The 23,407-nt window shown below is 70.7% G+C and carries 22 protein-coding genes; 13 read left to right on the top strand and 9 right to left on the bottom strand.

What is annotated here, in order from left to right:
• Nucleotides 1–348 precede the first annotated feature (348 nt).
• Nucleotides 349–486 carry a hypothetical protein gene (locus ACS5PM_RS04205; RefSeq protein ID WP_439385783.1) on the bottom strand — a complete coding sequence of 46 codons (138 nt, stop codon included), beginning with the start codon at nucleotides 484–486 and terminating at the stop codon, nucleotides 349–351.
• Between the two features lie 159 nt (nucleotides 487–645).
• Between ACS5PM_RS04205 and ACS5PM_RS04200 the strand changes: the two genes are divergently transcribed.
• On the top strand, nucleotides 646–1,260 hold the full coding sequence (locus ACS5PM_RS04200; RefSeq protein WP_439385780.1) for a hemerythrin domain-containing protein: 615 nt from the start codon (nucleotides 646–648) through the stop codon (nucleotides 1,258–1,260).
• Nucleotides 1,261–1,278: 18 nt separating this feature from the next.
• On the opposite strand, the gene ACS5PM_RS04195 is transcribed toward ACS5PM_RS04200, so the two are convergent.
• Complete coding sequence (locus ACS5PM_RS04195) at nucleotides 1,279–1,725, bottom strand: DUF2214 family protein (protein WP_439385778.1); 447 nt, start codon at nucleotides 1,723–1,725, stop codon at nucleotides 1,279–1,281.
• Nucleotides 1,726–1,799: 74 nt separating this feature from the next.
• Here ACS5PM_RS04195 and ACS5PM_RS04190 point away from each other — a divergent pair, with 74 nt between their 5' ends.
• The 3 genes from ACS5PM_RS04190 (at nucleotide 1,800) to ACS5PM_RS04180 (ending at nucleotide 5,764) form a co-directional block, all read left to right on the top strand.
• Nucleotides 1,800–2,471 (top strand): TetR/AcrR family transcriptional regulator, encoded by a 672-nt coding sequence (locus ACS5PM_RS04190; RefSeq protein ID WP_439385776.1) that lies wholly within the window; start codon nucleotides 1,800–1,802, stop codon nucleotides 2,469–2,471.
• A 114-nt stretch (nucleotides 2,472–2,585) separates the two neighbouring features.
• On the top strand, nucleotides 2,586–4,397 hold the full coding sequence (locus ACS5PM_RS04185; RefSeq protein WP_439385774.1) for a DUF1800 domain-containing protein: 1,812 nt from the start codon (nucleotides 2,586–2,588) through the stop codon (nucleotides 4,395–4,397).
• Nucleotides 4,398–4,408: 11 nt separating this feature from the next.
• Entirely contained in the window at nucleotides 4,409–5,764 is a 1,356-nt protein-coding gene (locus tag ACS5PM_RS04180; protein WP_439385772.1) for a DUF1501 domain-containing protein, read from the top strand.
• Nucleotides 5,765–5,839: 75 nt separating this feature from the next.
• On the opposite strand, the gene ACS5PM_RS04175 is transcribed toward ACS5PM_RS04180, so the two are convergent.
• Both ACS5PM_RS04175 and ACS5PM_RS04170 read right to left on the bottom strand, forming a co-directional pair.
• Nucleotides 5,840–7,024, bottom strand: a complete 1,185-nt coding sequence (locus ACS5PM_RS04175) for a DUF4382 domain-containing protein (protein ID WP_439385770.1) — start codon at nucleotides 7,022–7,024, stop codon at nucleotides 5,840–5,842.
• Entirely contained in the window at nucleotides 7,021–7,869 is an 849-nt protein-coding gene (locus ACS5PM_RS04170) for a DUF6502 family protein (RefSeq protein WP_439385768.1), read from the bottom strand. The genes ACS5PM_RS04175 and ACS5PM_RS04170 overlap by 4 nt, the downstream gene beginning before the upstream one ends.
• A gap of 215 nt (nucleotides 7,870–8,084) precedes the next feature.
• On the opposite strand from ACS5PM_RS04170, the gene ACS5PM_RS04165 reads away from it, so the two are divergent.
• From ACS5PM_RS04165 to ACS5PM_RS04130, 8 genes are read left to right on the top strand one after another with little or no spacing between them, the layout of a single operon-like run.
• Entirely contained in the window at nucleotides 8,085–9,362 is a 1,278-nt protein-coding gene (locus ACS5PM_RS04165; protein ID WP_439385766.1) for an efflux RND transporter periplasmic adaptor subunit, read from the top strand.
• Between the two features lie 28 nt (nucleotides 9,363–9,390).
• Nucleotides 9,391–10,113 (top strand): ABC transporter ATP-binding protein, encoded by a 723-nt coding sequence (locus ACS5PM_RS04160; RefSeq protein ID WP_439385763.1) that lies wholly within the window; start codon nucleotides 9,391–9,393, stop codon nucleotides 10,111–10,113.
• Between the two features lie 5 nt (nucleotides 10,114–10,118).
• Nucleotides 10,119–11,414 (top strand): TolC family outer membrane protein, encoded by a 1,296-nt coding sequence (locus tag ACS5PM_RS04155; protein ID WP_439385761.1) that lies wholly within the window; start codon nucleotides 10,119–10,121, stop codon nucleotides 11,412–11,414.
• Nucleotides 11,414–12,712, top strand: coding sequence for an ABC transporter permease (locus ACS5PM_RS04150; RefSeq protein ID WP_439385759.1), 1,299 nt, complete (start codon nucleotides 11,414–11,416; stop codon nucleotides 12,710–12,712). Before ACS5PM_RS04155 ends, ACS5PM_RS04150 begins: the two co-directional genes overlap by 1 nt.
• Nucleotides 12,713–12,723: 11 nt before the next feature.
• Nucleotides 12,724–13,941, top strand: a complete 1,218-nt coding sequence (locus ACS5PM_RS04145; protein ID WP_439385757.1) for an ABC transporter permease — start codon at nucleotides 12,724–12,726, stop codon at nucleotides 13,939–13,941.
• Between the two features lie 21 nt (nucleotides 13,942–13,962).
• Nucleotides 13,963–15,303 carry a sigma-54-dependent transcriptional regulator gene (locus tag ACS5PM_RS04140; RefSeq protein WP_439385755.1) on the top strand — a complete coding sequence of 447 codons (1,341 nt, stop codon included), beginning with the start codon at nucleotides 13,963–13,965 and terminating at the stop codon, nucleotides 15,301–15,303.
• Complete coding sequence (locus tag ACS5PM_RS04135) at nucleotides 15,303–16,706, top strand: sensor histidine kinase (RefSeq protein ID WP_439385753.1); 1,404 nt, start codon at nucleotides 15,303–15,305, stop codon at nucleotides 16,704–16,706. Before ACS5PM_RS04140 ends, ACS5PM_RS04135 begins: the two co-directional genes overlap by 1 nt.
• A gap of 13 nt (nucleotides 16,707–16,719) precedes the next feature.
• Entirely contained in the window at nucleotides 16,720–18,291 is a 1,572-nt protein-coding gene (locus ACS5PM_RS04130) for a flavin monoamine oxidase family protein (RefSeq protein WP_439385751.1), read from the top strand.
• 15 nt (nucleotides 18,292–18,306) lie between these two features.
• Here the strand turns inward: ACS5PM_RS04130 and ACS5PM_RS04125 are convergent, their stop codons facing one another.
• The 3 genes from ACS5PM_RS04125 to ACS5PM_RS04115 all read right to left on the bottom strand — a co-directional run bounded on the left by ACS5PM_RS04125 (nucleotide 18,307) and on the right by ACS5PM_RS04115 (nucleotide 21,549).
• Nucleotides 18,307–18,804 (bottom strand): hypothetical protein, encoded by a 498-nt coding sequence (locus tag ACS5PM_RS04125; protein WP_439385749.1) that lies wholly within the window; start codon nucleotides 18,802–18,804, stop codon nucleotides 18,307–18,309.
• A 61-nt stretch (nucleotides 18,805–18,865) separates the two neighbouring features.
• On the bottom strand, nucleotides 18,866–19,654 hold the full coding sequence (locus ACS5PM_RS04120; protein WP_439385747.1) for a CAP domain-containing protein: 789 nt from the start codon (nucleotides 19,652–19,654) through the stop codon (nucleotides 18,866–18,868).
• Nucleotides 19,651–21,549: an acyl CoA:acetate/3-ketoacid CoA transferase gene (locus ACS5PM_RS04115; protein WP_439386841.1), complete on the bottom strand. Its 1,899-nt coding sequence runs from the start codon at nucleotides 21,547–21,549 to the stop codon at nucleotides 19,651–19,653. The genes ACS5PM_RS04120 and ACS5PM_RS04115 overlap by 4 nt, the downstream gene beginning before the upstream one ends.
• A 200-nt stretch (nucleotides 21,550–21,749) precedes the next feature.
• Here ACS5PM_RS04115 and ACS5PM_RS04110 point away from each other — a divergent pair, with 200 nt between their 5' ends.
• Entirely contained in the window at nucleotides 21,750–22,043 is a 294-nt protein-coding gene (locus ACS5PM_RS04110; RefSeq protein ID WP_439385745.1) for a hypothetical protein, read from the top strand.
• 4 nt (nucleotides 22,044–22,047) lie between these two features.
• Here ACS5PM_RS04110 and ACS5PM_RS04105 read toward each other — a convergent pair whose 3' ends face one another.
• Both ACS5PM_RS04105 and ypfJ read right to left on the bottom strand, forming a co-directional pair.
• Nucleotides 22,048–22,461, bottom strand: coding sequence for a DUF1801 domain-containing protein (locus ACS5PM_RS04105; protein WP_439385743.1), 414 nt, complete (start codon nucleotides 22,459–22,461; stop codon nucleotides 22,048–22,050).
• 7 nt (nucleotides 22,462–22,468) lie between these two features.
• Nucleotides 22,469–23,356: a KPN_02809 family neutral zinc metallopeptidase gene (gene ypfJ, locus ACS5PM_RS04100; RefSeq protein ID WP_439385741.1), complete on the bottom strand. Its 888-nt coding sequence runs from the start codon at nucleotides 23,354–23,356 to the stop codon at nucleotides 22,469–22,471.
• Nucleotides 23,357–23,407: the final 51 nt, after the last annotated feature.

Below are 23,407 nucleotides of genomic sequence, written 5' to 3'. Positions count from 1 at the left end.
TCGGGCGCGACGAGCCGCATCGGGCACGCAAGCAGTATCAGGCCGTGACATCTTGACGTCGCCGACTCAATCCTGATGCGTTTCTGACGAACACTGCGCTGCAATCGCCACGTCCCAGGTCCGTCTGTCCGAGGAAGCCCGTGATCCGCCTTTCGCTCCACCCGACCCGCCAGCGCGAACCCCTCGGCCTGCCGTTGGCCCAGCCGCATCGGCCGCCGATGCGGACGGGCGGCGAGACCGCAGAAGCTCGCGACCGCACCGACTGGCCCCTGGGCCGGCCGATCCTGCCCGCCTCACGCCGCGGCGCGGGCCCGTCGGGCTGGTGAAGCGGCGCGCTGGTCCGGCCGCTCAGCGCGGCTCGCGCAGCGAGAACACCAGCCCGGTGTCCGGCGATATGCGCCCGGCCAGTGCCTCGGCGTAGGCGGCCTGCACAGCGGCCGCGCCCGTCGCGTGCCGCACGGTGAGCCACTCGCGAGCGCCTTGCACGAAGCCGGCCCATTGCGCGTTGACCCGCGGCTCGATGCCCTCGCGACCCCAATCCTTCGAGCGCTGCGCAGCCGGTCCGGCGCGAAGAAGAAGACCGGCTCCGGACCGGGCAGCGAAGCCTCCAGCCCCATCGGGACGCCGTGGTGACAGGCTCCCCGCTTGCCCGGTGTCACCCGTGGCACCGCGTGGCACCGCGCGGCACTCGGCAGGGTGGGCGCGCACAATCGGGCATCCGTAGTCGACCTTGGGCGAAGGGGCATCGTGCTCGCATCCGAATCGGCCTGGCGCATCCTCATGGCGGAACACGCGCGGATCCGCGAATTCCTCGGCTCCATCCAAAGGGCGACGGCGACCGATGCCTGGCACAAGCCCGGCGCGGAGTTGCGGGCGCTCAAGCGCCTGCTCGAGGATCTGCGCGCCTTCGACGACGAGACCCACCGCCCCAAGGGCGCGGCCTTGATCGGCGCGCTGAAATCCAGGTCTGCCGAGCCAGGCGCCAACGAACTCGTCGAAGCCCACGAGCATGAGCAAGCCGAATGCGATCGACTGCTCGCCGAGGCCCTTGCCCTGCTGGACGCCCTCGCCGAAGGACGCGCCGACGCGGCGGAAGCATGTGCCGAGCGACTGGCGCAGCACCGCAAGCTGCTGCGGGCCCACGTGGCCAGGGAAGACACCTCGCTTCGCGCGGCCGCCTTCAAGATTCTGACCCCCGACGATTGGTCGGCGGTGGCCTCCTCGATGTCCACGCTGGTGCGCGGGAGCCGGCAGCGATAGGCCTCGTTGCAGGCTGGCTCAGTAGCCAACCCCGCGCGCCATCAGCACGGCGATCACCGGGATGGCCGCCACGAGCGCGACCTCGGCGAGCATCCACTGCCGCGTGGAGCGCATGGCCGCCGCGTCGGGGACGATGCCGGCCTTGCGCCAGCGCAGGAGGCGCACCGTGGGCACGGCCGAGAGCAGGCCCACCACGACGAAGGCGCCGATCTTGGTCCAGAAGACCGGGTTGTGGGCGTAGAAGCTCCACCCCTTGGCGCCGTAGGTGGCGCGCAGGAAGCCGGCGGCGATGATGCCCATCGAGAGCAGGCCATAGGCGCTGTCGAGCCTGGCCAGCTGGCGCAGGCGGGCCGCATCGGGCGGGCCGCTGGCCAGCACCAGCTCCGCGAACAGCACCGCCACCAGCGAGAAGACGAACAGGTGGTGGACCGAGGCCAGCACCGCATCGAGCATCAGGGAGTTCATATCTTTCCACCGTCAAGATTGCGATGGGCGAATGCTATGACCCAAATTTGACAGTGTCAAGTTAGAATCCCCTCATGTCCTCGCGGCGACTTCCCTCCTCCACGGATAGCTACCACCACGGCGCCTTGCGCGAGGCGCTGGTCGACGCCGCCGAGGCGCTCATCCGCGAGCAGGGCCTGGAGGCCTTTACCCTGCGTGAATGCGCCCGCCGCGCCGGCGTCTCGCACGCCGCCCCGGCCCATCACTTCGGCGATGCGCGCGGCCTGCTCACCGCCTGCGCTGCCGCCGGGCTGGAGAGGCTGGCCGACACCATCGACGGCTACGTCTCGCTGGCGCCCGCCGACGACGCCACGGCCAGGCTGCGCGCCGGCGGCCAGGCCTACATCGACTTCGCCCTGGCCAATCGCGCCCTGTTCCAGCTGATGTTCCGCCGCGACCGGCTCGATCCGACGGACGCCGTGCTTCGCCGCGCGGGCAAGCGCCTGGGCGACGGCCTGCGCGAGGCCATCGCCGCCGTGATGGCCGAACGCCGGTTGCCGGCCTCCGAGCTGGGGCAGCGCATCCTGCTCGCCTGGTCGCTGATGCACGGCTACGTGACGCTGGTGCTCGAGCGCCAGGCCATAGACCTGTTCGGACTGGACGCCGACGAACACGCCACGGCCGCCAGCGAGATGGGCGCCGAACTGCTTCGCCTGCTGGTCGCCGGGCTGGCGCAGCCGCTGCCGGACACCACGCAGTCGAGCTGAATCTCACGCCCGTCAGGGTTGGCGCCTGCACAAAAGTTCAGAGCCTGGGAGCGTGGGATTCCTTCATGCCCGGCGCCGCCTCACACTGGCGTGTCAGAGGGGACGGGAGCTTTCATGTCGAACGACGTTGCGGCCGAGGCCGAGGCCAGGTGCGAGAGCGCCATGGCGCCATCCATCGCCGGGGTGTCAGCCGCGGCCATGCTGGCGGCCTGCGGCGGCGGCCAGGCCGACGAACAAGCCGCTGAACCGAAAAGTCAGGCTGAGCGCCGTCGCGACCTCGCCGCCCCTGCCGACTACACGCCCTACACGCCCGAAGAACTCGCCGCGGCATTCGCCCCCGACGGCCAGGGGCAGGTCGACGCCCAGGGGGCGGCGCGCTTCCTGATCCAGGCCAGCCACGGGCCCACCGTCTCCAGCCTGGCTGCCGTGCGCACACAGGGCCTGGCCGCGTGGATCGAGAGCCAGTTCGCCGCGCCGCGAGGCCCGCGCCACGTCGACCGCATCTTCGAACAGCGCGACGCTCTCGGCGGCTGGAGCTATGTCGGCATCGTCCACACCTTCGGCCCGGAGAACTCCGAGTTCATGATGAACGAGGCCTGGCGCGCGTTCATGACCGGGCCGGATGCGCTGCGCCAGCGCGTGGTTGCCGCGCTGCTCGAGATCTTCGTCATCACCACCCGCGTCGGCATCATCGGCATAGGGCAGAACCAGGTCACCGCCGCCGCCTACGTCGACATGCTGAACGACCGCGCGTTCGGCAACTTCCGCGAGCTGCTGGACGGCATCGCGCGCAGCTCCGCGATGGGCGTGTACCTCTCGTACCGCGACAACCTGAAGGCCGAATACGGGCCCGACGGGAAGGAGACGAGGGTCCCCGACGAGAACTTCGCCCGCGAGCTGATGCAGCTGTTCTCCATCGGCCTGTACAAGCTCAACGCCGACGGCAGCCTGAAGCTGAAGAAGGGCAAGCCGCAGGAAACCTACACCCAGGACGACGTGTTCAACCTGGCGCGTGTGTTCACCGGCTGGCGCGTGCCCAAGCCGGTGAACGGCGAGCCAGACATGGCCGAGTGGTCCAAGCCCATGGTTCCGGTGGCGGCCAACCATTCGCCGGAGGAAATCCGCTTTCTCGGCAAGGTGATCGCCGCCGGCACCAAGGCAGAGACCTGCCTGAAGAAGGCGTTGGACATCGTCTTCGCGCATGAGAACGTCGGGCCCTTCATCGGCCGCCAGCTGATCCAGCGCCTGGTCACCAGCAACCCGAGCGCGGGCTACGTGGGCCGCGTGTCGGCCGCCTTCGCCAACAACGGCCAGGGCGTGCGAGGTGACCTGCGCGCAGTGCTGCGCGCCGTCCTGCTCGATCCGGAAGCCCGTGCCGGCGACGTCGGTGGCGGCGACTTGCCCGACATCCGCGGCAAGGTGCGCGAGCCCATGCTGCGCCTGGTCGCTGTGGCCCGGGCGATGGAAGCCGGCGACCCCGGCACCATCGTCTTCCCGATCGCCAACCTGAGCGGCGCTTCCACCGGCGTCGGCCAGGCGCCCCTGAAATCGCCGACGGTGTTCAACTTCTTCCGCCCCGGCTATGCCGCGCCGCAGTCCGAGCTGGGCGCGCAGGGCTACGTGGCGCCGGAATTCCAGCTGCTCAACGGGCCGATCATCGCGGCGTCGATCAACAAGATCAACGAGTTCGTCCGCGTGGCTGACGACTACCTGCTCATCGAGCTCGGCCATCTGCGCGGCCTGGCACCGCGCGCCCTGGTGCAGCGGGTGAGCCTCATCCTCACCGGGGCTTCACTGTCGATGGCGGACGAGGAAGCCTTCACGCAACTCGTGTCCGGGGTGTCGCCCCTGAATCCGAAACTGAGGATCCAGGTGGCGCTGCAGCTGGTGGCCTCTTCGGCCGCCTTCGTCGTCCAGGCCTGGTGAGGAGCCACCGCATGAGCACTCTCTCCCGCCGCGCCTTCCTTCGTCACGCCAGCCAATTTGCCGCCCTCGGCGCCGCCGCACCGCTGGGCCTGAGCCTGGCCTCGATAGGCGCCGCCTCGGCGGCCACGCTGCCACCGGATTACCGCGCGCTGGTCTGCGTCTTCCTCTACGGCGGCAACGACAGCCACAACAGCATCGTCAGCTTCGACGAGCCCACGCACGCTCGCTACGCGCAGGCCCGCGGCAACCTCGCCCTGACCCGCGACGCCCTGGCGCCTTGGTTGCTGGATCCGGCGCTCGCCTTCCCCGATGGGCAGGCCTTCGCCTTCCACCCGGCCTTGCAGGCGCTGCACCCCTTGTTCACCAACGGCCAGCTGGCCCTCGCGATGCGGGTGGGCACGCTGCTGCAGCCCACCACCCGCGAGGATTTCTTCGCCCAGCGCCACCTGCCGCCCAAGCTGATGTCGCACAACGACCAGTTCAGCGAATGGCAGTCGCTGCTGGCCGAGGGCGCCCAGTCCGGCTGGGGCGGTCGCATCGGCGACCTGCTGGCCAACGACGCCGGCCAGCAGGGTTCGCTGTTCACCGCCATGTCGCTCGACGGCAGCGCCGTCTTCTCCACCGGCTCGTCCGTCAACGAGTTCATGCTCGCCTCGACCGGGCCGATCCACGTGGCCCCGGTGCCGGGCGCCCCGGGCTCGGCCGGCGCCATCCTGAATTCGCTGACCCGCGGCAGCCCCCAGCTCATGCGCCGCGAGCTCGCCCGCCGCACCCAGGTCGCCGAAACCGGCGCCACCCAACTCGACTCCGCCCTGGCCGGCATCGGCAGCTTCGGCCTGCCGGCCACGCCACTGGGGCTGCAGCTCGACATGGTCGCGCGCCTGGTCGCGGCGCGCGACCGGCTCGGCATGAAGCGGCAGACCTTCTTCGTCAGCATGCCTGGCTTCGACCTGCACAGCGGCATGGCGCTCGGCCACGCGCCCCTGCTGCAGGAGCTGGGCGATGCCCTGGCCGCCTTCCAGGCCGCGATGAACGACGCCGGCCTGGGCGACGCGGTGCTGAGCTTCACCGCTTCTGACTTCGGCCGCGCGCTGACCGCCAATGGCGATGGCACCGACCACGGCTGGGCCGGCCACCACCTGGTGATGGGCGGCGCCGTCAAGCCGCGCCAGTGGGTCGGCGCCGTGCCGCGGTGCGAGCTGGGCGCGAGCGACGAGGTCGGCCAGGGCCGCATGCTGCCGGCCATCTCGGTGGACCAGCTCGGCGCCACGCTGGCCACCTGGATGGGCGTTCCCGACAGCGATCTCGCCACGGTGTTCCCGCGCATCGGGCAGTTCCCGCAACGCACGCTGGACTTGCTGCGCTGAACCGGTCCGGCACACGTCCGCGACGTGTGAGCGACGAGGCGCTGGCGAAGCTGCCAGCGCCTGTCGCGCCCCGCGTCAAGGGAAGGTGAAGCTCAGCGGCGGCACCGACGCCGTCACGTCCACGTCCTGCGTCTTCACCGCCCCGGCCAAGGCCGCCTCGATGGCGTAGAGGCCCGCCGCCGTCGGGTCGCCGGTGAAGGTGATCGAGCTCGGCGATGCGACGTAGGCGGTGCGCTGCGGCGGGTCGATCGGCAGCGCGAAGCCGAACGCGCCCGACAAGGCATCGACCGGGGCATGGGCCACCTCGACCGTCGGCCCGCCGCTGAAGGTCTGCAGCGCACGCACTGTGGCCGTGGCGGGCGAGACGGTGCCGGTGACGTCCCCCGTGCCGGAGGGTGCGACGGGCGGCACGATGGGCACGCCCGCGCTGCTCACGTTGGTCACGGCGACCGTGTCCACCGGCACACCCGTCATCACGGCGGTGGCCCGGCCTTCGGCGCTGATCACCAGCTGGTAGTTCCCGGCCGGGACCGGGTAGAGCGTGAACTTGCCGGCCGCGTCGGGCACGGTGGCCTTGGCCACCACGCCGCCTTGCTGCACGCTCACCGTGGTGGTGGGCAGCGCGATCGCCGGATCCACGTAGCCGACCACCGCCTGGCCGGCCGTGGTCACCAGCGGGATCGCCTCGATCACCGGCTTCAGGTTGTAGCGGCCCGAGTTGCCCGCCTTCACCACCGAGCGACAGGCGTCGAAGTCCAGCACCAGGTCGACCGCCTGGCCCTCGGCCACGTCGACATCCATGTTGACCTTGATGCCGCTCTGGCTGCCGCTCGGGGTGTGCAGCTCGGTCTCGTCCTCGCCCGTGGGCACCACCGAGTTGGCCAGCGGGTTGGCGTTGCTGTTCTCCACCAGCACCATGCGCAGCTGGGTGTACTTGCCCGGCTGCAGTGGCGTCTCGCCCAGGGCCTCCATCACGCCGTTCTGCAGGGTCAGCAGGTCGATCTTGCGCGCCGGGTTGAGCACGATGTCGGTCCAGCCCGAGTCGGTGTCCGAGGCGTTCGCGTTCTGGTTCACGCGGATCCGGTCGATCGTGATGTTGACTTCGTCGTAGCCGCAGGCGGGGGCGTCGGTCAGCGACACCCGCATGTAGCCGGTGCCGCCGATGCCTCCGCCGCCCCCGCCGCTGCCCCCACCACAGCCAGCCAGCAACATCCCGCCGGCGGTCATCGCCGCCAGCGCCCAACGCGTCATCTTGTTCATGGTGTGTCTTCTCCTGCTTCGCCCGAGGGCTCGAACAGCTCCTCGAAGTAGTAGATGCCCAGGCCGAGGCGAGCCGCGCGCGGTGCGGGCGCGCCGGGCTCGGGGCCGGTGTCATGGTCCATCAGCCAGCGGTCCATGCGCTCCAGCAGGGCCTGCGCCTGCATGGCCGAGACGCGCCGAAACCCCGGCACCGCGCTGGCCGGGATGCGGTGGTACATCACCTTGCGCTGGAAGCGCGGCGCCTCGCCGTGCGCCTCTATGTTGTGGTCGATGGTGTCTATCAGATCGGCCACGTCGCTGCCCAGGATGGCGAGCTTTTCGTCGATGCTGGCCGAAGGCACGTAGGCGCGGGAAAGCAGTTCCACCCGCCCGTCAGGCCGCTTGAGCACCGCGCCGACGCGCACCAGTTCGTCGAGCACGGCGCGCGCCGGGACATCGCCGCTGTACCGCCGCACAAGCTCGGCGAAGCCCTTCTCGCCGTCCTCGGGCAACAGCCGCGGCATGCCGTTCGCATCGATGAACGCGGCGTCGCGCAGCCATCCGGTGAGCACCCGTGCCGCTCGGTTGTAGCGCTCGCCTCCCACCGTCTCGCCGGGGCCCGACACCGCCAGCAGCCGGCTGACCTCCTTGCGGGTCAGGCCCGAAAGAATCGCCGCGCGAGAGATCGACGGCTGCTTGTGCTGCAGCGCGAAGTCCTTCATCGCCACGTCGACGAAGACGCGCTTGGCGAGCTCCTCGAAGGCGAGAAAGGACATGGACTGGCGAAGGAGCACCCGGAACAGCGGCCGAAGCAGCGTGGCAACGGCGTTCTCCAAGATGCGCTGGGAACGGTTCGGGGCGTCCATGTCTGGGAAATTTATCCCAAATTTCAAGCGCCATCAAAGACCATGGTGGCAACAGAAGGTGTCCGGCGAGGCTGTCCGCCGGAGTGTCCGCGGACAGCCCGATGGCGGGCCGGTCATCGCCAAGTCGTTGATGCGAAACGAGATTTTGTTTCGCATGAGGCGGTACGGAGCTTGCGACACATCAGCTGTCGCCGCCTCCCGATCCTTCGGACACCATGATCAGAGACACCTCGTCCCAAGACCGCGTGCTGAGCCCCGCCCCCGGCTGGCTGCAGCGGCGCACCTGGTGGATTGCCGGCGCCTGCCTGGCCGCGATCGCGCTGCTGGTCTGGGGTTGGCCGGCGCTGTCGCGCGGCTGGTCGACGCAGAACTCGGTGAGCCTGTCGCGCCTGGCCGTCGCCGAGGTCTCGCGCGGTCCGCTGACACGTGACGTGGCCGGCGAAGGCAAGGTCGTCGCCGCCGTCAGCCCCACGCTGTACGCCGGCAGCGCCGGCACGGTGACCCTGCTGGTGCAGGCCGGTGACCAGGTGCAGCGCGGGCAGCCGCTGGCCCGCATCGCCAGCCCGGACCTGGCCGCCCGACTCGCCCAGGAGCGCTCGAATGCCGACGCCCTGCACAGCGAAGCCCTGCGCGCCGAGGCCGACTCCCGCCAGCAGCGGGCCCAGGGCCAGGGCACGCTGGAGACCGCCACCATCGCCCACAAGACCGCCCGCAACGAGCTGGCGCGGCAGACCCAGGCCTTCGAGGCCGGTGCCACGGCGCGCTCGCAGGTCGACCAGGCCCGGGACGCCGTCGACCGGGCAGAGGTGGCGCTGAAGCAGGCGCGCGAGATGCTGAACCTGAAGGATGACGCGATGCGCTTCGAGCTGGCCGCCAAGCGCCAGGCTTTCGAACGCCAGCAGCTGCTGGTCAAGGACATCGAGCGCCAGAGCGACGAGCTGACCGTGCGCTCGCCGGTGGACGGCCAGGTCGGCCAGCTGTTCGTGTCCGACCGCATGAGCGTGGCCAAGGATGCGAAGCTGCTGACCGTCGTCGACCTCTCTCAGCTCGAAGTGCAGATGCAGGTGGCCGAGAGCTTCGCCCGCGAGCTGCAACCCGGGATGCCCGGCGAGATCAGCGGCAACGGCCAGCAGTGGAAGGGCCGCGTGAGCTCGGTCTCGCCCGAGGTGGTGAACAACGAGGTCGCGGCCCGCCTGCGCTTCGACGGCGCCCTGCCCGCGCAGCTGCGGCAGAACCAGCGCCTGTCGGTGCGTGTGCTGCTGGACCAGCGCGACAACGTGCTCTCGGTGGCCCGCGGCAGCTTCGTCGACGAAGGCGGTGGCCGCTTCGCCTACGTGCTGCGCGACGGCCTGGCCGAGAAGCGCGCCATCCGGGTCGGCGCCCAGAGCCTGGCGCGCGTCGAGATCGTCGAGGGCCTCGCTCCAGGCGAGCGCGTCGTCATCTCGGGCGCCGAGAACTTCCACGGTGCCGAGCGCGTCACCGTCAGCCCTTGAACCTAGCCACCGGAAAAGGATTCCCGCCATGCTGAAGATGCAATCCCTGTCCAAGGTCTATCGGACCGAGATGGTCGAGACCTATGCGCTGCGCCAGTTCGACCTCGAGGTGCGCCCCGGCGAGTTCGTCGCCGTGACCGGCCCTTCCGGCTCGGGCAAGACCACCTTCCTGACCATCGCCGGCCTGCTGGAGGCCTTCACCAGCGGCCGCTACGAGCTCGACGGCGTGGATGTCAGCCGCATGGGCGACGACGAGCGCTCGCGCATCCGCAACCAGAAGATCGGCTTCATCTTCCAGGCCTTCAACCTCATCCCCGACCTGAGCGTCATCGACAACATCGAGGTGCCGCTGCGCTACCGCGGGCTGAGCAGCGCCGAGCGCCGCCAGCGCGCCGCCGATGCGCTGGCGCGCGTCGGCCTTTCAGCCCGGGCGCGGCACTACCCCAACGAGCTGTCTGGCGGCCAGCAGCAGCGCGTGGCCATTGCGCGCGCGCTGGCCGGGAGCCCCCGGCTGCTGCTGGCCGACGAGCCGACCGGCAACCTCGACAGCCAGATGGCCCGCAGCGTGATGGACCTGCTGGAAGAGCTGCACCGCGAGGGCGCCACCATCGTGATGGTCACGCACGACCCGCAGCTGGCGGCCCGGGCCCAGCGCAACGTGCACGTGATCGACGGCCAGGTGGTCGACATCGCCGCCGAGCTGCACCTGAACCCCACGCTGTTCCGCCCGCAGGCCGCGGCGGCCTCTTGATCGCCATGCGCCTTCGTTCGTCCATCCTGGCGATCTCGTCTGTTGCGCTCATGTGCGCGGCCCACGCCGAAGACCTGCTGCAGGTCTACGCACAGGCCCGCGCCGCAGACCCTGTGCTGGCCGCGGCCGACGCCCGCCGCGGCGTGCAACGCGAAGCCGCCGTGCAGGCCCGCGCGGCCCTGATGCCTCAGTGGCAGCTCTCGGCCACCGAGAGGCGCGACCAGCAGGACGGCTCGCGCAGCCGCGAGCTCGCCAGCACCGTGACCCAGGCCTTGTTCGACCTCGGCGCGCTGCGGCGCTGGGACGCCGAGCGCACACTCGAATCGGCCGAATCCCTGCGCCTTCGCGCAGCCGAGCAGGCCTTGTGCGCCCGCGTAGCCACCGCCTACTTCGGGGTGCTCTCGGCCCAGGCCGCGCTGGCCACCACGCAGGCCAACGAGGATGCCTTCGCGGCGCAGGTCGCCCAGGCCTCCAAGCGCTTCGAGGCCGGCCTGTCGGCCCAGGTCGATGTCGACCAGGCTCGCGCCTACCACGCGCTCGCACGCGGCTCGACGCTGCAGGCGCGCCAGGCCCTGGCCGATGCGCGCCAGGCCCTGGCTGAACTCACCGGCCAGCCTCCGGGCGAGCTCAAGCCCCTGGCCGCCGAGCTGCCGGCCGTGCCGCCGGATCCGGCCGCCCCCGAGGCCTGGGTCACGCGTGCGCTGCAGGCCAATCCGGCCTTGCAGGCCCAGGCCCGCGTCGTCGATGCCGGCGACCAACGCATAGTCGCCGCGCGCGCCGCTCACTGGCCCACCTTGCGTGCCGGCGTGGAGTCGGGCCGCCTCGGCGGTGCGGGCACGACCGAGGCCGAGCGGCGCGGTGGCACGCAGCTCGCCGTCACCCTGACCGTGCCGCTGTTTGCCGGCGGTGCCACCCAATCCGCGGTGCGGCAGGCGGCCTGGCAGCGTGACATCGCCCGCGACGACTTCGAAGTCGCGCGCCGCGCGCTGATGCGCGAAACCGAGGCACAGGTGCAGGCCGTCACGGCCGGCGCCGCGCTGATCGAGACCACGCGGGCGGCGGTCACGGCCGCCGACCAGGCCCTGGCCTCCACTCGTTCGGGCCAAAGCCTGGGCACCCGCACCATGACCGACCTGCTGCTGGCCATCCAGACCCAGGCCCTGGCCCAGAGCGCGCACGACCAGGCGCGGCACGGCTACGTCCTGGCGCGGCTGCTGCTGCAGCAGGCCGCGGGTGCCCTGGGCGAGGCCGAACTCGCCACCGTCAATCAATGGCTGCTCAAAGCGAAGGAGCCCGTCTGATGCTTGCCTACTACTTCGACCTCGCGCTGCGCAGCTTCAGGTCTGCCCGGGCCCTGAGCGTGCTGATGGTGCTCGCCCTGGCCCTCGGCATAGGCGCCTGCATGACGACGCTGACCGTCTACCACGTGCTGTCGGGCGACCCGATCCCGCACAAGAGCGCGCGCCTGTTCGACGTCGAGCTCGATGCCGGCAACATGATCGGCTACCAGCCCGGGAAGGAGCCCACCTTCCAGCTGACCCGCTTCGACGCCGAAGCCTTGCTGCGAGCCCGGCATGCCAAGCGCCAGGTGATGATGACCGGCGCCAACCTGGCGGTGCAGCCGGAGTCGGCCACCATCAAGCCCTTCTATGCCCCCGCGCGCTTCACCTCGGCCGACTTCTTCGCCATGTTCGAGGCGCCCTTTCTCTACGGCAGTGGCTGGGACGCCGCGGCCGACGAAGCGCAGGCCCGCGTGGTGGTGATCTCCAGGTCGCTGAACGACAAGGTGTTCGGCGGCGAGAACAGCGTGGGGCGCGAGCTGCGCATCCGCAGCCAGCTGCTGCGCGTGGCCGGCGTGCTGAACGACTGGCGCCCGGTGCCGCACTACTTCGACCTCACCATGGGCAGCTACCAGAAGGCCGAGGACGTCTACATGCCCTTCTCGACCTCCCAGGCGCTGAAGTGGGGCTCGTCCGGCAACATGGATTGCTGGGACAACACTCCCAACCCGCGAGACCTCAGCGCGCCCTGCAGCTGGGTGCAGTATTGGGTGGAGCTGGAGTCGGCCGACCAGGCCTCGGCCTTCCGCGATTACCTCGTCCAGTACTCCGAGGAGCAGCGCCGCGCCGGCCGCTTCGAGCGCCCGGCCAACGTGCGGCTGCGCAACGTCACCGAATGGCTGGTCCACAAGCAGGTGCTGCCGGGCGACGTGCGGCTGCAGGTCTGGCTGGCGTTCGGCTTCCTGCTGGTGTGCCTGACCAACACCGTGGGCCTGCTGCTGGCCAAGTGCTTGCGCCGCTCGACGGAGATCGGCGTGCGGCGCGCTCTCGGAGCCACCCGCGGCGCGATCTTTTCGCAGTTCGTCGTGGAGGCCGGCACGCTCGGCCTGGCCGGCGGTGCGCTCGGCTTGCTGCTGGCTGCGCTAGGCCTGTGGCTGGTGCGGCAGAGCCCGGCCGAGTACGCCGCGCTGGCCCGGATGGATTGGCCGATGCTGGCTCTCACGCTCGGCCTCGCCCTGGCCGCCAGCGTGCTGGCCGGCCTGCTGCCCGCCTGGCGCGCCGCCAACGTGACGCCCGCCCAGCAACTCAAGACCCAGTGAGGAGCCGCACCATGGACCTGCTGCCCATTCTCTCGACCCTTCGCCGCCACAAGACCGCCGCCGGCCTGATCATCGTGGAGATCGCGTTGACCAGCGCCATCGTCTGCAACGCGCTGCACATGATCAGCCAGCGCATCGAGACGCTGAACCACGACAGCGGACTGCCCGAGAACGAGCTCGTCGTGCTCGGCGTGCGCTCCGCCGGCGGCCAGGCCGACGTGGACGAGGTCACGGCGCGCGACGTGGCCGCGCTGCGCCAGCTGCCCGGCGTCAAGAGCGTGGCCTTGGTCAGCCAGGTGATCTACGGCAACAACAGCAGCAACACGGACGTGCGCAAGACCGCAGACAAGACCGGCCCGCGGGTGGCCGCCTCGCTCTACGCCGGCGGGGAGCAGGCGCTGGCCACGATGGGGCTTCGCCTGATCGACGGGCGCGACTTCCAGCCGCAGGAGTACCAGGCCAGCTCGGTCATCGACAAGCAGGACGATCCGAACGTCGGCCAGGTCATCGTCAACCGCCAGCTGGCCGAGAAGCTCTACCCCGGCCAGTCGGCCGTCGGGCAGCCGCTGTACGGCTACGTCGAGCGGCCGTCCACCATCGTTGGCGTGGTCGAGCGGCTGACGCATCCCTATCCCGGCCGGTCCGAGCGCGACGAGGGCTACGCGATGCTGTTCCCGGTCCGTCCCAGCTTCCGCGGCGGCACTTTCCTCGTGCGCACCGATCCGGACCAGCGCGAGGCGGTGCTCAAGGCGGCGCCGGCGATCATCGAGCGCAACGACCCGACCCGCATCCTGCACGACGCCAAGACGCTGTCCGAGATGCGTGCGGCGTTCTACGCGCAGGATCACTCGATGGTGGGGCTGATGGTCGGCGTGATCGTCGCGCTGCTGGTGGTCACCGCCTTCGGCATCGTGGGCCTGGCGAGCTTCTGGGTCCAGCAGCGCACGCGGATGATCGGCACCCGCCGCGCCATGGGCGCCACGCGCGGCCAGATCCTGCGCTACTTCCAGCTCGAGAACTTCCTGCTCTCGACGCTCGGCATCGCGCTGGGCATGGGCGGCGCCTTCGTGCTGAGCCTGGTGCTCATGAACAGCTACGAGATGCCGCGCCTGCCGCTGTGGTACCTGCCCGTGGGCGCCCTGGTGCTGTGGGGCCTGGGGCAGCTCGCGGTGCTGGCACCGGCGCGGCGCGCCTCCGCACTGCCGCCGGTACAGGCGCTGCGCAGCTGAGGAGAGAATCGCCACCATCCGATGCACACCGTCCTGATCATCGACGACAACCCGGGCGTGGGAGAGGCGCTCACGCTGCTGCTGTCCTTGCGCGACATCCGGGCGTTGCACGCGGCGACGCCGGCCGAGGGGCTGGCCATGGCGGCGGGCAAGCGCGTCGACCTGGTGATCCAGGACATGAACTTCAGCGCCGACACCACCTCGGGCGAAGAAGGCGTGGCGCTGTTCCGCGCCCTGCGCGAGCGCAATGCCGACCTGCCGGTGATCCTGCTCACGGCGTGGACGAGGCTGGAGAGCGCGGTCGAGCTGGTCAAGGCCGGCGCCGCCGACTACCTCGCCAAGCCGTGGGACGACGCCAAGCTGCTGGCCACCGTCGGCAACCTGCTGGAGCTCGGCGATTCGAACCGCGAACTCATCCGCACCCGCCAGGAAAGGCGCGACCGCCGCGCCGCGCTGACGGCGGGCTTCGACCTGGACGGCCTCGTCTTCGCCAGCGAGGCGATGCTGTCGATGCTGGAACTGGCCGCGCAGGTCGCCCGCACGGACCTGCCCGTGCTGGTGACCGGGCCCAACGGCGTTGGCAAGGAGCACGTCGCGGCCCTGGTGCATGGCAACTCGGCGCGGCGCAAGCTGCCCTTCGTCGCACTCAATTGCGGGGCGCTGCCCTCCGAGCTCATCGAGGCCGAGCTCTTCGGGGCAGACAGCGGCGCCTACACCGGTGCCCATCGTGCCCGCGAGGGCCGCTTCGAGGCCGCGCACGGCGGCACGCTGTTCCTCGACGAGATCGGCAACCTGCCGCTGGCCGGGCAGGTCAAGCTGTTGCGGGTGCTGGAGACCGGCCGCTTCGAGCGCCTGGGCTCCAGCCGCACGCGCGAAGCCAAGGTGCGCATCATCAGCGCCACCAACTCCGACCTGCGGGCCATGGTGGCTGCGGGCAGCTTCAGGCAGGACCTGTACTACCGCCTCAACGTGTTCGAGCTCAAGGTGCCCCCGCTGGCACAGCGGCGAGACGACGTGCTGGCCCTGGCCGCGCACTTCCTGCGCGACAGCGCGGCCACGCTCACCGACGCGGCGCGCGAAACTCTGCTGGCCCACAGCTGGCCCGGCAACGTGCGCGAACTGAAGAACGTGATGGCTCGCGCGGCGCTGCTGGCCGGTGGAGGTCCCATCCAGCCGCAGCATCTGCAGATCGAGCTGCCGGCGCGGCACGCGGCCGTGCGCGACCTCGAAGAGCCCGGCAAGGAGGCCGTGCTGGCCGCGCTGGCCGAAGCCCACGGCGTGGTCAGCCGGGCGGCGCAGGCGCTCGGCCTGTCGCGCCAGGCGCTGTATCGACGCATGGAGCGCTACGGCATCTCTGAGTGATGGAGCTGCCACCCTCCCTCCGTGGCCTGGGAGACAGCCTGCAGGCACGGCTCGCGCTGCTGCTGCTCGTGATCGTCATCGCCACCGGCCTGGTGCACGCGGCCATCGCGCAATGGCCCTTGCCGCAACTGCTCGAAGAACTGCATCGCCGATTCAAGTGGCCGCTGGCAGCGCCCGCACCGGGCAGCACCGCGGCACTGGGCCTCACGCTGCTGCTGATGCTGCCGTTCATCCTCACTGCCGCGGCACGGGCCGTCTCACCGCTGCAACGGCTCCTCCGCGCACTGCAAGGCTCGGTGCTGAGCTACCGCGAGGGCGACTTCAGCATGTCGATCCGGGCCCAGGGCTCGGGCGATCTCGGTGAGTTGCTGCGACTGCACAGCGAGCTGGGCCAGGCCTTGCGGGAGCAGCGCCAGCAGCTGGCCCAGCGCGAGCTCCTGCTCGACACGGTGGTGCAGAACACGCCGCTCGCGCTGCTGCTCACCCAAGCCGACGGCCGCATCGTCTACGCCAACATCGCCGCACGGCAGTTGCTTGCCCAAGGCCGCAGCCTGCTCGGCCTCGCGCTGGACGAAGAAGTCCTGGCCGATGCGCCGGCCGACCTGCGCACGGCCCTGCAAAGCCGCCAGGACCAGCTGTTCTCGGTCGTCGACGAGGCGGGGCACGAGGAGCACTTCCACCTCTCTCAGCGGGCGCTGCTGCTGCAGGGCCAGCCGCATAGGCTGGTGCTCCTGCGGCGCATGACCCGCGAGCTGGCGCGCGAGGAGGTGGCGAGCTGGAAGCGCGTCATCCGAGTCATCAGCCACGAGCTGAACAACTCGCTGGCGCCCATCTCTTCGCTCGCGCACACCGGCGCCGAGCTGGCGCGCCGCGGCCAGGCGGAGCGCCTGCCCGGCGTGTTCGAAAGCATTGGCGCCCGCGCCGCCCATCTGCATGCCTTCCTGGCCGGCTACGCCCGATTCGCCAAGCTGCCCCAGCCGCAGCCCGCCGCGGTCGACTGGCCCGGCTTCATCGAGCGCCTGGCCGCCCATGCGGCCTTCAGGCTCGAAGGCGCCGTGCCCGTCGAGGACGGCTGGTTCGACGCCGCGCAGGTCGAGCAGGCGCTCATCAACCTGCTGAAGAACGCGCATGAGTCGGGCAGTGCGCCCGACGAGGTGGCGCTGGCCGTCTCCCTGCGCGATGGCGATCTACGCTTCACCGTATCCGACCGGGGGCCGGGCATGAGCGAGACCGTGCTCGCGCAGGCCCTGCTGCCCTTCTATTCGACCAAGCGCAGCGGCACAGGCCTCGGGCTGGCCCTGGCGCGCGAGATCGCCGAATCCCATGGCGGCCGCATCGCGCTGGCCAACCGCGAAGGCGGGGGATTGGCGGTGACCCTGGTGCTGCCGACAATCCGCGCCTGAGCACGGAGGTCGGATGAACGAGCACCCCATCGTCATCGCAGGCGGCGGCATCGCCGGCCTGTACTGCGCGCGCCGGCTTGCCGAGGCAGGCCACCGTCTCCTGATCCTCGAAGCCGCCTCCGACCGCTGGGGCGGCCGCATCGAGACGGAAGAGCTGGACGGCTTCCTCGCCGAGATGGGCCCGATGCGATTCGAGCCGACGCTGCAGCCGCGCTTCGCGGCCTTGTGCCAAGAGCTCGGGGTCGACTTGCTGCCCTTCGCCGGCCCCGGCTCCGATCGCGTGGCCGCGCCCGATCTCGACCTGCCGCCCGAAGAGCGGGGGCTGAACTCGCTGCAGTTGCTGCAGCGCGGGGTGATGCTCATCATGGGCCGCGCACCGGACGACCAGGCCTGGATAGACAGCCTGACCGAAGACGACTACATGAGTCTTCGCAAGCACGCCCAGCTCCACGGCCAGCCCCTGTGGGCCACGGGCTTCTGGAACGCGCTGTCGGCGCAGGGCATCCTGAGCCACCGTGCGCTGGTGAAGCTGCGCGACACCGGGACCTTCTATCACATGATCCCGGAGAACCTGAACGCCATCGAATGGATCGTCTGGTGGCTGCGCGCCCTGAAGACGGTGGGCCGCGAGCTGGCCACCATCTCGGGCGGCTCCGCCCGCTTGACCGAAGGGCTGCTGGCCGATCTGCAACGGCACCCGAACGTCACCCTGGCCGGCGGACACACGCTGCTGGGCCTGCAGCCGGCGGGGCTGGGCAGCAGCCGCTTGCTGCTGGACGTGCGTACCCAGGGGGGCATCGTGCAGATTGGCACGCAAAGGCTCATCCTCGCCCTGCCGCGACTGCCGCTGGTCAAGCTGTCTCCGCAATTGCCGCGCCACATCGCCCGCCAGCTCGACAGCGTCAACGGTTTCCCGATGCTCAAGGTCTTCCTCGTGAGCAACGCCCCGTGGTGGGACCACGACCAGCCGCCCCAGCAGCACGCGAACTGCATGCCGACACGCGAGGTGCACTACTTCCGCCGCCCGCGCGAGAACGACCCCGACGGCCACGGCATGGTGCTGCTGTACATGGACCGGCCTTCCACCGAGTTCTGGCGCACCTACGTCACCGATCCGCATCGCCACGACCGCGCCGAGGTCGACCAGAACGGGCGCATCGTCGACGCCTTCGCCCTGTTCGTCGCACGCGACGTCAAGCGCTCGCTTGAGTCGAGTTCTTCACAGGGCGACGAAGTGCGGCTGACCGAGCAGGCCCGGCGCGTGTTCCAGCAGATGTCGCTGGACGAAGCCACGGCCCACGTGCGCCAGTCCATCGTCACCTACGGCATCCGCGACTGGGCCCGCGCCCCCTACGGCGCCGCCAACCACGGCTGGCAGCCGGGCGTGCGTTCCTGGAAGGTGATGGACGCCTTCAAGGCCTTCGACTTCGGCAGCGGCGCGCGCAACGTGCACATCGTCGGCGAAACCTATTCCGACTACCAGGGCTTCATCGAGGGCTCGCTCAACAGCGCCGAGCTGGCGCTGCGCACCATCGCGCCGCCGGCATCGGCCGAAGAAGGCAGCGCGGTGGCGGGGCTGGCCTGAGGACGCGCCCCCGCGCTACGGGCAGCGCACCACGGCGCCCTGCAAGGTGCAGGCGCCGCGCGGGCCCGTGAGTGTCGAGCCGTTGCGGCTCAGCCTCGAGCCGTCGCTGGCCCAGCAGCCTGAGGCATCGCAGCCGACGATGGTGGTCAGCGCATCGGAGCGGGCGGGGACGACGGGGGCGGCCGGTGTCGTCGGCGCCGGCGGCAGCTTGACCGGCGGGCCGAGCGACACGGGGGGCACGGTGACCGGGTCTTGCGCGGTGCGCGCGGGTGGCGTGTAGGCGTTGCCCGCCGAGCCCAGGCACGCGCGGGCGGCGCGTTCGCGCCACGGTTGCAGGCGCGCGGAGGCGACGGCGGAATCGGTAGCGCTCGGAGCTCCGCTCGCCCCGGCCTCGCGAGATGACAGCACGCTGGCCTCTTCGGCCTGGAGCGCACTCATCGCCTGCTGGCAGGCCGGCGATCCGGGGGCCTGCGCCCAGGCGCTCACCGTCATCGCGCAAAGCAGCGGGGTCATCCAACGCTTCATGCCAGTTGGACCGAAGTCCCCTCGCGCAGTTCGTTCGTGTGACATGGCTTTACCCTTCGTTGACGACGCGCAGCCCGGCCGCATCCGGCTCGATGCGCAGCCGCGCGCCGTTGGCTGGCTGCAAAGGCACGGCCTGGGCACGGCCTGGCAGGCTGATGCGCAAGTCGGGCGTTTCGCATTGCTCGTGCTCGCGCGTCACGCCGGGCGCCAGGGCCCAGCTCTTGTCGCCCAGCTGGTAGCGGACCGACTGGCCGCTGCGGTTGCTGAGCGCAAAGCGCACCCGCAGGGCCGCCGGCCGGCCGAACATCTGCACGGCGTAGTAGCGGTCGCTCGCGGCGCTGTGGGCGATCGCGACACCGGTCTCGGTGGCCCCGGGCTGGAGCAGGTTGTGGCGATGGCCGGGCGAATCGATCCAGCCTTTCACGAGCCGCTGCGCCAGCTCGTCGGTCGCGAAACCGCGCGAGCTCATCATGTAGGCCAGGTTCTCGGCCACCAGGCACCAGGCATAGCCCCTGGCCTCGGCGCGTTGCGAGGGCTGCCGCCCATCGGCCTCGTGGCTGTAGCGCTCGGTTCGCGCCATGTAGGCGGCGAAGTCGGCGGCGGCGGCATCGAGCTGCGGCTGGGTCGACAGCGAGGCCAGTCCCTGGGACTGCCTGAAGCTGTTGGCACCGGCCACCACCGCGCGGCGGGCCTGCGCCAGGTCGGGCGGGGCGGCGGCCGGCGCGCCCACCACCGGCGCTGCCGCGGTGGCCAGCGCCGCACACAGCGATACCCAAGGCCGGCGGACGTCCATCGACCTGGACGGAGCAATCGCCGCGCCCGCGGCGCCCGGGTTCACGGTGTCTTCAGCCCCGCGCGCGCCTGAGCGGCTGTGTCGAACAGGCTGGGCGTCACGCCGCGCGCCGCCAGCGCCGGCCCCAGCTTGGCGCGCAGGAAGGCCGAGCTCGTGTAGCGCGTGACCTGCAGGTAGTGGCGCTCGACCACCTCGTGCACCATCGCGGCCCAGGTGTCCTCCACCTCCGGTGCCAGCGCGAAGTGCTCGTAGTTGATGACGCCGTTGACCTTGTGGCCCAGCGGCTCCAGGCGCGAGGTGATCTCGCGCCGCACGGCCTCCACGTCGTCCGCCGTGCGGATGCTCAGGTGCTCGAAGTTGACGAAGAGCGTGCGCTGGGCGGCGTCGTAGGTGAAGCGCTCGGCCAGGGGCAGCAACAGCAGGCGCGCGCGAAGTCCCATCGGCCCGTCTTCGAAGAGCGAGGCCTCCATGCGACGAGGCTCGCGCTCCAGGATGGGCTTGAAGGCCATGTGTGCGAGGACGTCGCGTTCCAGGTCCAGGCCAGGGGCGATCTCGGTCAGTTCGAGGCCCTGCGGATGCAGGCGGAAGACAGCCCGCTCCGTCACGTAGAGCACCTGCTGGCCGCGCCTTCTCGCCTCCGCGCCGGAGAAGGTGCGCTGCTCCACCTCGGCCACGAACTTCGGCCCGTCCTCGGTGGCAAACGTCCCGGTGAAGACGAGCTTCTTGGCGTTCTGGCTGATGTTGATGAAGCCGCCCGCGCCGGCCAGGCGCTTGCCGAAGCGGCTGACGTTGACGTTGCCTTGCGCGTCGGCCTGCGCCAGGCCGAGGAAGGCCAGGTCCAGCCCGCCGCCATCGTAGAAATCGAACTGGTAGGGCTGGTCGATCACCGCCTGGGTGTTGACCGCGGCGCCGAAGTTCAGGCCGCCGGCCGGGATGCCGCCGATCACACCAGGCTCCGCCGTGAGGGTGATGAGGTCTATCACCCGCTCCTCGGCCGCGACCGCGGCCACGCCTTCGGGCATGCCGATGCCGAGGTTGACGACCGCGTGCGGCCTGAGCTCCAGCGCCGCACGGCGCGCGATGACCTTGCGCTTGCCGGCGTGCATGGGCTCGACCTCGCCGGCGGGCAGGCGGATCTCGCCCGCGAAGGCCGGGTTGTAGGGCTCGGCGAAGGTCTGCTGGTGGTAGCGCGGGTCCTCGGCGACGACCACGCAATCCACCAGCACGCCGGGGATCTTCACCTGGCGCGGGTGCAGCGAGCCGGCCGCGGCCAGGCGCTCGACCTGCACGATGACGATGCCACCGGAGTTGCGCGCCGCCATGGCGATGGCCAGCGCCTCCAGCGTGAGCGCCTCGCGCTCCATCGTCACGTTGCCGTCGGGGTCGGCGGTGGTGCCGCGCACGAAGGCGACGTCGATGGGAAAGGTCTTGTAGAAGAGGAAGTCCTCACCGTCGATGGGCATGAGGCGGACGAGGTCCTCGGTGGTGTTCCGGTTGACCTTGCCGCCGCCCAGGCGCGGGTCGACGAAGGTGCCCAGGCCCACGCGGCTCAGGTGCCCGGGCTTGCCCGCGGCGATGTCGCGGAACAGTTGCGAGATCACGCCCTGCGGCAGGTTCCAGGCCTCAATCTCGCCTCCCACGGCCAGGGCCTGGAGCCGGGGCACCAGCCCCCAGTGGCCGCCTATGACCCTGCCCAACAGGCCGGCGTGGCCGAGGTGGTTCAAGCCCCGCTCCTTGCCATCGCCCTGGCCCGCGGCGTAGACCAGGCCCAGGCGCCGCGGAGCGCCCGTCTCCACGAAGCGCTTCTCCAGCGCGACGGCCAGGTTCTCGGGAAAGCCGATGCCGACGAAGCCGCCGGTGGCCAGCATGTCGCCGTCGTGCACGAGGCGCACCGCGTCGGCCGCCGAGACGACCTTTCCACGCTCCGCCAACGCGGCCATCCGGGCGTGGGCGTTCGAATGGCGCGGGCCGGGCGGCGTGGCGGTGACAGGAGATGAGGTGTCCATGCGGGCAGTGTCGGCCCAGCCCTTGCTCCAGACCATGGGGCCGGCCCTCCCCTACTCGAAGCGACATCAAAGCTGACGCGAAACTGACGAAGCGTTAAAGTCGAACCGCCCCAGCCGCCGCCCAGGAGTCCGCCATGACCGTCTCCCAACTCTCCGCGATGAAGGCCTGGATGGTGGCTCACCGCGCCCGGCAGCCGATCGAATACCACGCCTGCGACGCCGTCCTCACGCTGTGGCTGATGGGCTGGATGGGCGCCCCGGCTTTCTTCATGCTGGACGACCCGTGGGCGGTGCTGGCCTGCGTGGCCCTGTTCTTCGCGCCCCGCGGCTACCTGGGACTGCGCCGCACGCTGCACGAGCACCAGCGCGTGCGTTGCGACTGGCTGGAGGCGGTGCAACCGCCCACGGCGAGCCGGTCGACCGAGTGAGCGGTCAAGGCTCGCCCGGCTCCGGCTCGTCCCGCGGCAGGCCGATGTGTTCAGGCCGTGGCGCGCGGGCCACGCTGGCCGCGACCAGCATCTGCACCTGGACGACGTCGACCGGCTGGTGCAGGCGGCAGCGGTAGCTGCGAGTCCCGCGGCCGCCGCCTTCGAGCGGCGCGACATCGGGCGGTAGCAGGTGGCCGTTGAAGACCTGCAGGTTGACGTGGCCGCGGTGGGGCGCGATGGCCATCAGGGGCGAGCCGCTCCAGACGAAGACGAGCTGGCCCCAGCGGATGATTTCTTCCAGCTCCGGCTCGGCCTCGCGCACCGCGCTGCGCAGGGAGACCGCCACTTCGCGCTGGGCCGGTGGCTGGAAATCCAGCCAGGCCGAGATCAGGGCCTTTGAACGGGGGCCGGTGCGCATCGCGCTCCTACAGCTGTTTGGACTTGAAGGTGTCGCAATCGCCGACCTTGCCGCTTTGCATCCCGCGGCGGAACCAGCCGACCCGCTGGGCGCTGGTGCCGTGGGTGAAGGTCTCGGGCACCACCCGCCCACGACCCTCGCGCTGGAGCGTGTCGTCGCCGATGCGCGAGGCGGCGTTCAGCGCCTCTTCCACGTCACCCGATTCGAGGATCTGCCGGGACGCGTTGGCGTGATAGGCCCACACGCCGGCGAAGCAATCGGCCTGCAGCTCGACCCGCACGGAAAGCGCATTCGCCTGCGCCTCGCTCATCCGCCCGCGGCGTTCTTCGACCTGGCCGGTGACGCCCATCAGGTTCTGCACGTGGTGGCCGACCTCGTGGGCGATGACGTAGGCCTGCGCAAAGTCGCCCGGCGCGCCCAGCTGGCGGCGCATCGTCTCGTAGAAGCCCAGGTCGATGTAGACCTTCTGGTCGCCCGGGCAGTAGAACGGCCCCATGGCCGTCTGGCCGGTGCCGCAGGCGGTGGCCGTCGCGCCCCGGAAGAGCACCAGATGCGGCGGGCGGTACTGGCCGCCATTGCCGCGGAACATCTCCGTCCACACGTCCTCCGTGTCGGCCAGGACGGTGGAGACGAAGGCCGCCTCCTTGTCGTTGGCCGGTGGCGCATGCGCCGGCGCCTGCGTCGATGGCGGCGGTCCGCCGCCCCCGCTCAGCATGCTGAGCATGGTCAGCGGGTTGATGCCGAAGATCCAGCCGGCCACCACGGCCACGGCCACCGTGCCCAGGCCGATGCCGCGGCCGCCTATCCCGAACGGCAGCCCGCCACCGCCGAAGCCGCCGCCCTGGTCACGGCGATCCTCGACGTTGTCGCTCTGCCGGTTGCCTTCCCACTTCATGGTCTGACCCTCCAGACATCCGGCCTGCGGCAAGCGGCGAGCCTGCCCCGG

Origin of the sequence: Ideonella flava (assembly GCF_051857595.1) — a bacterium.
Classification (GTDB): Bacteria; Pseudomonadota; Gammaproteobacteria; order Burkholderiales; family Burkholderiaceae_C; genus Ideonella.
This window is presented reverse-complemented; position numbering and strand designations above follow the sequence as displayed.

Coding starts and splice junctions, on each gene's coding strand:
- ACS5PM_RS04195 (WP_439385778.1), bottom strand. CDS start 1,725: ATGAACTCCCTGATGCTCGATGCGGTGCTGGCCTCGGTCCACCACCTG.
- ACS5PM_RS04190 (WP_439385776.1), top strand. CDS start 1,800: ATGTCCTCGCGGCGACTTCCCTCCTCCACGGATAGCTACCACCACGGC.
- ACS5PM_RS04185 (WP_439385774.1), top strand. CDS start 2,586: ATGTCGAACGACGTTGCGGCCGAGGCCGAGGCCAGGTGCGAGAGCGCC.
- ACS5PM_RS04180 (WP_439385772.1), top strand. CDS start 4,409: ATGAGCACTCTCTCCCGCCGCGCCTTCCTTCGTCACGCCAGCCAATTT.
- ACS5PM_RS04175 (WP_439385770.1), bottom strand. CDS start 7,024: ATGAACAAGATGACGCGTTGGGCGCTGGCGGCGATGACCGCCGGCGGG.
- ACS5PM_RS04170 (WP_439385768.1), bottom strand. CDS start 7,869: ATGGACGCCCCGAACCGTTCCCAGCGCATCTTGGAGAACGCCGTTGCC.
- ACS5PM_RS04165 (WP_439385766.1), top strand. CDS start 8,085: ATGATCAGAGACACCTCGTCCCAAGACCGCGTGCTGAGCCCCGCCCCC.
- ACS5PM_RS04160 (WP_439385763.1), top strand. CDS start 9,391: ATGCTGAAGATGCAATCCCTGTCCAAGGTCTATCGGACCGAGATGGTC.
- ACS5PM_RS04155 (WP_439385761.1), top strand. CDS start 10,119: ATGCGCCTTCGTTCGTCCATCCTGGCGATCTCGTCTGTTGCGCTCATG.
- ACS5PM_RS04150 (WP_439385759.1), top strand. CDS start 11,414: ATGCTTGCCTACTACTTCGACCTCGCGCTGCGCAGCTTCAGGTCTGCC.
- ACS5PM_RS04145 (WP_439385757.1), top strand. CDS start 12,724: ATGGACCTGCTGCCCATTCTCTCGACCCTTCGCCGCCACAAGACCGCC.
- ACS5PM_RS04140 (WP_439385755.1), top strand. CDS start 13,963: ATGCACACCGTCCTGATCATCGACGACAACCCGGGCGTGGGAGAGGCG.
- ACS5PM_RS04135 (WP_439385753.1), top strand. CDS start 15,303: ATGGAGCTGCCACCCTCCCTCCGTGGCCTGGGAGACAGCCTGCAGGCA.
- ACS5PM_RS04130 (WP_439385751.1), top strand. CDS start 16,720: ATGAACGAGCACCCCATCGTCATCGCAGGCGGCGGCATCGCCGGCCTG.
- ACS5PM_RS04125 (WP_439385749.1), bottom strand. CDS start 18,804: ATGACCCCGCTGCTTTGCGCGATGACGGTGAGCGCCTGGGCGCAGGCC.
- ACS5PM_RS04115 (WP_439386841.1), bottom strand. CDS start 21,549: ATGGCCGCGTTGGCGGAGCGTGGAAAGGTCGTCTCGGCGGCCGACGCG.
- ACS5PM_RS04110 (WP_439385745.1), top strand. CDS start 21,750: ATGACCGTCTCCCAACTCTCCGCGATGAAGGCCTGGATGGTGGCTCAC.
- ACS5PM_RS04105 (WP_439385743.1), bottom strand. CDS start 22,461: ATGCGCACCGGCCCCCGTTCAAAGGCCCTGATCTCGGCCTGGCTGGAT.
- ypfJ (WP_439385741.1), bottom strand. CDS start 23,356: ATGAAGTGGGAAGGCAACCGGCAGAGCGACAACGTCGAGGATCGCCGT.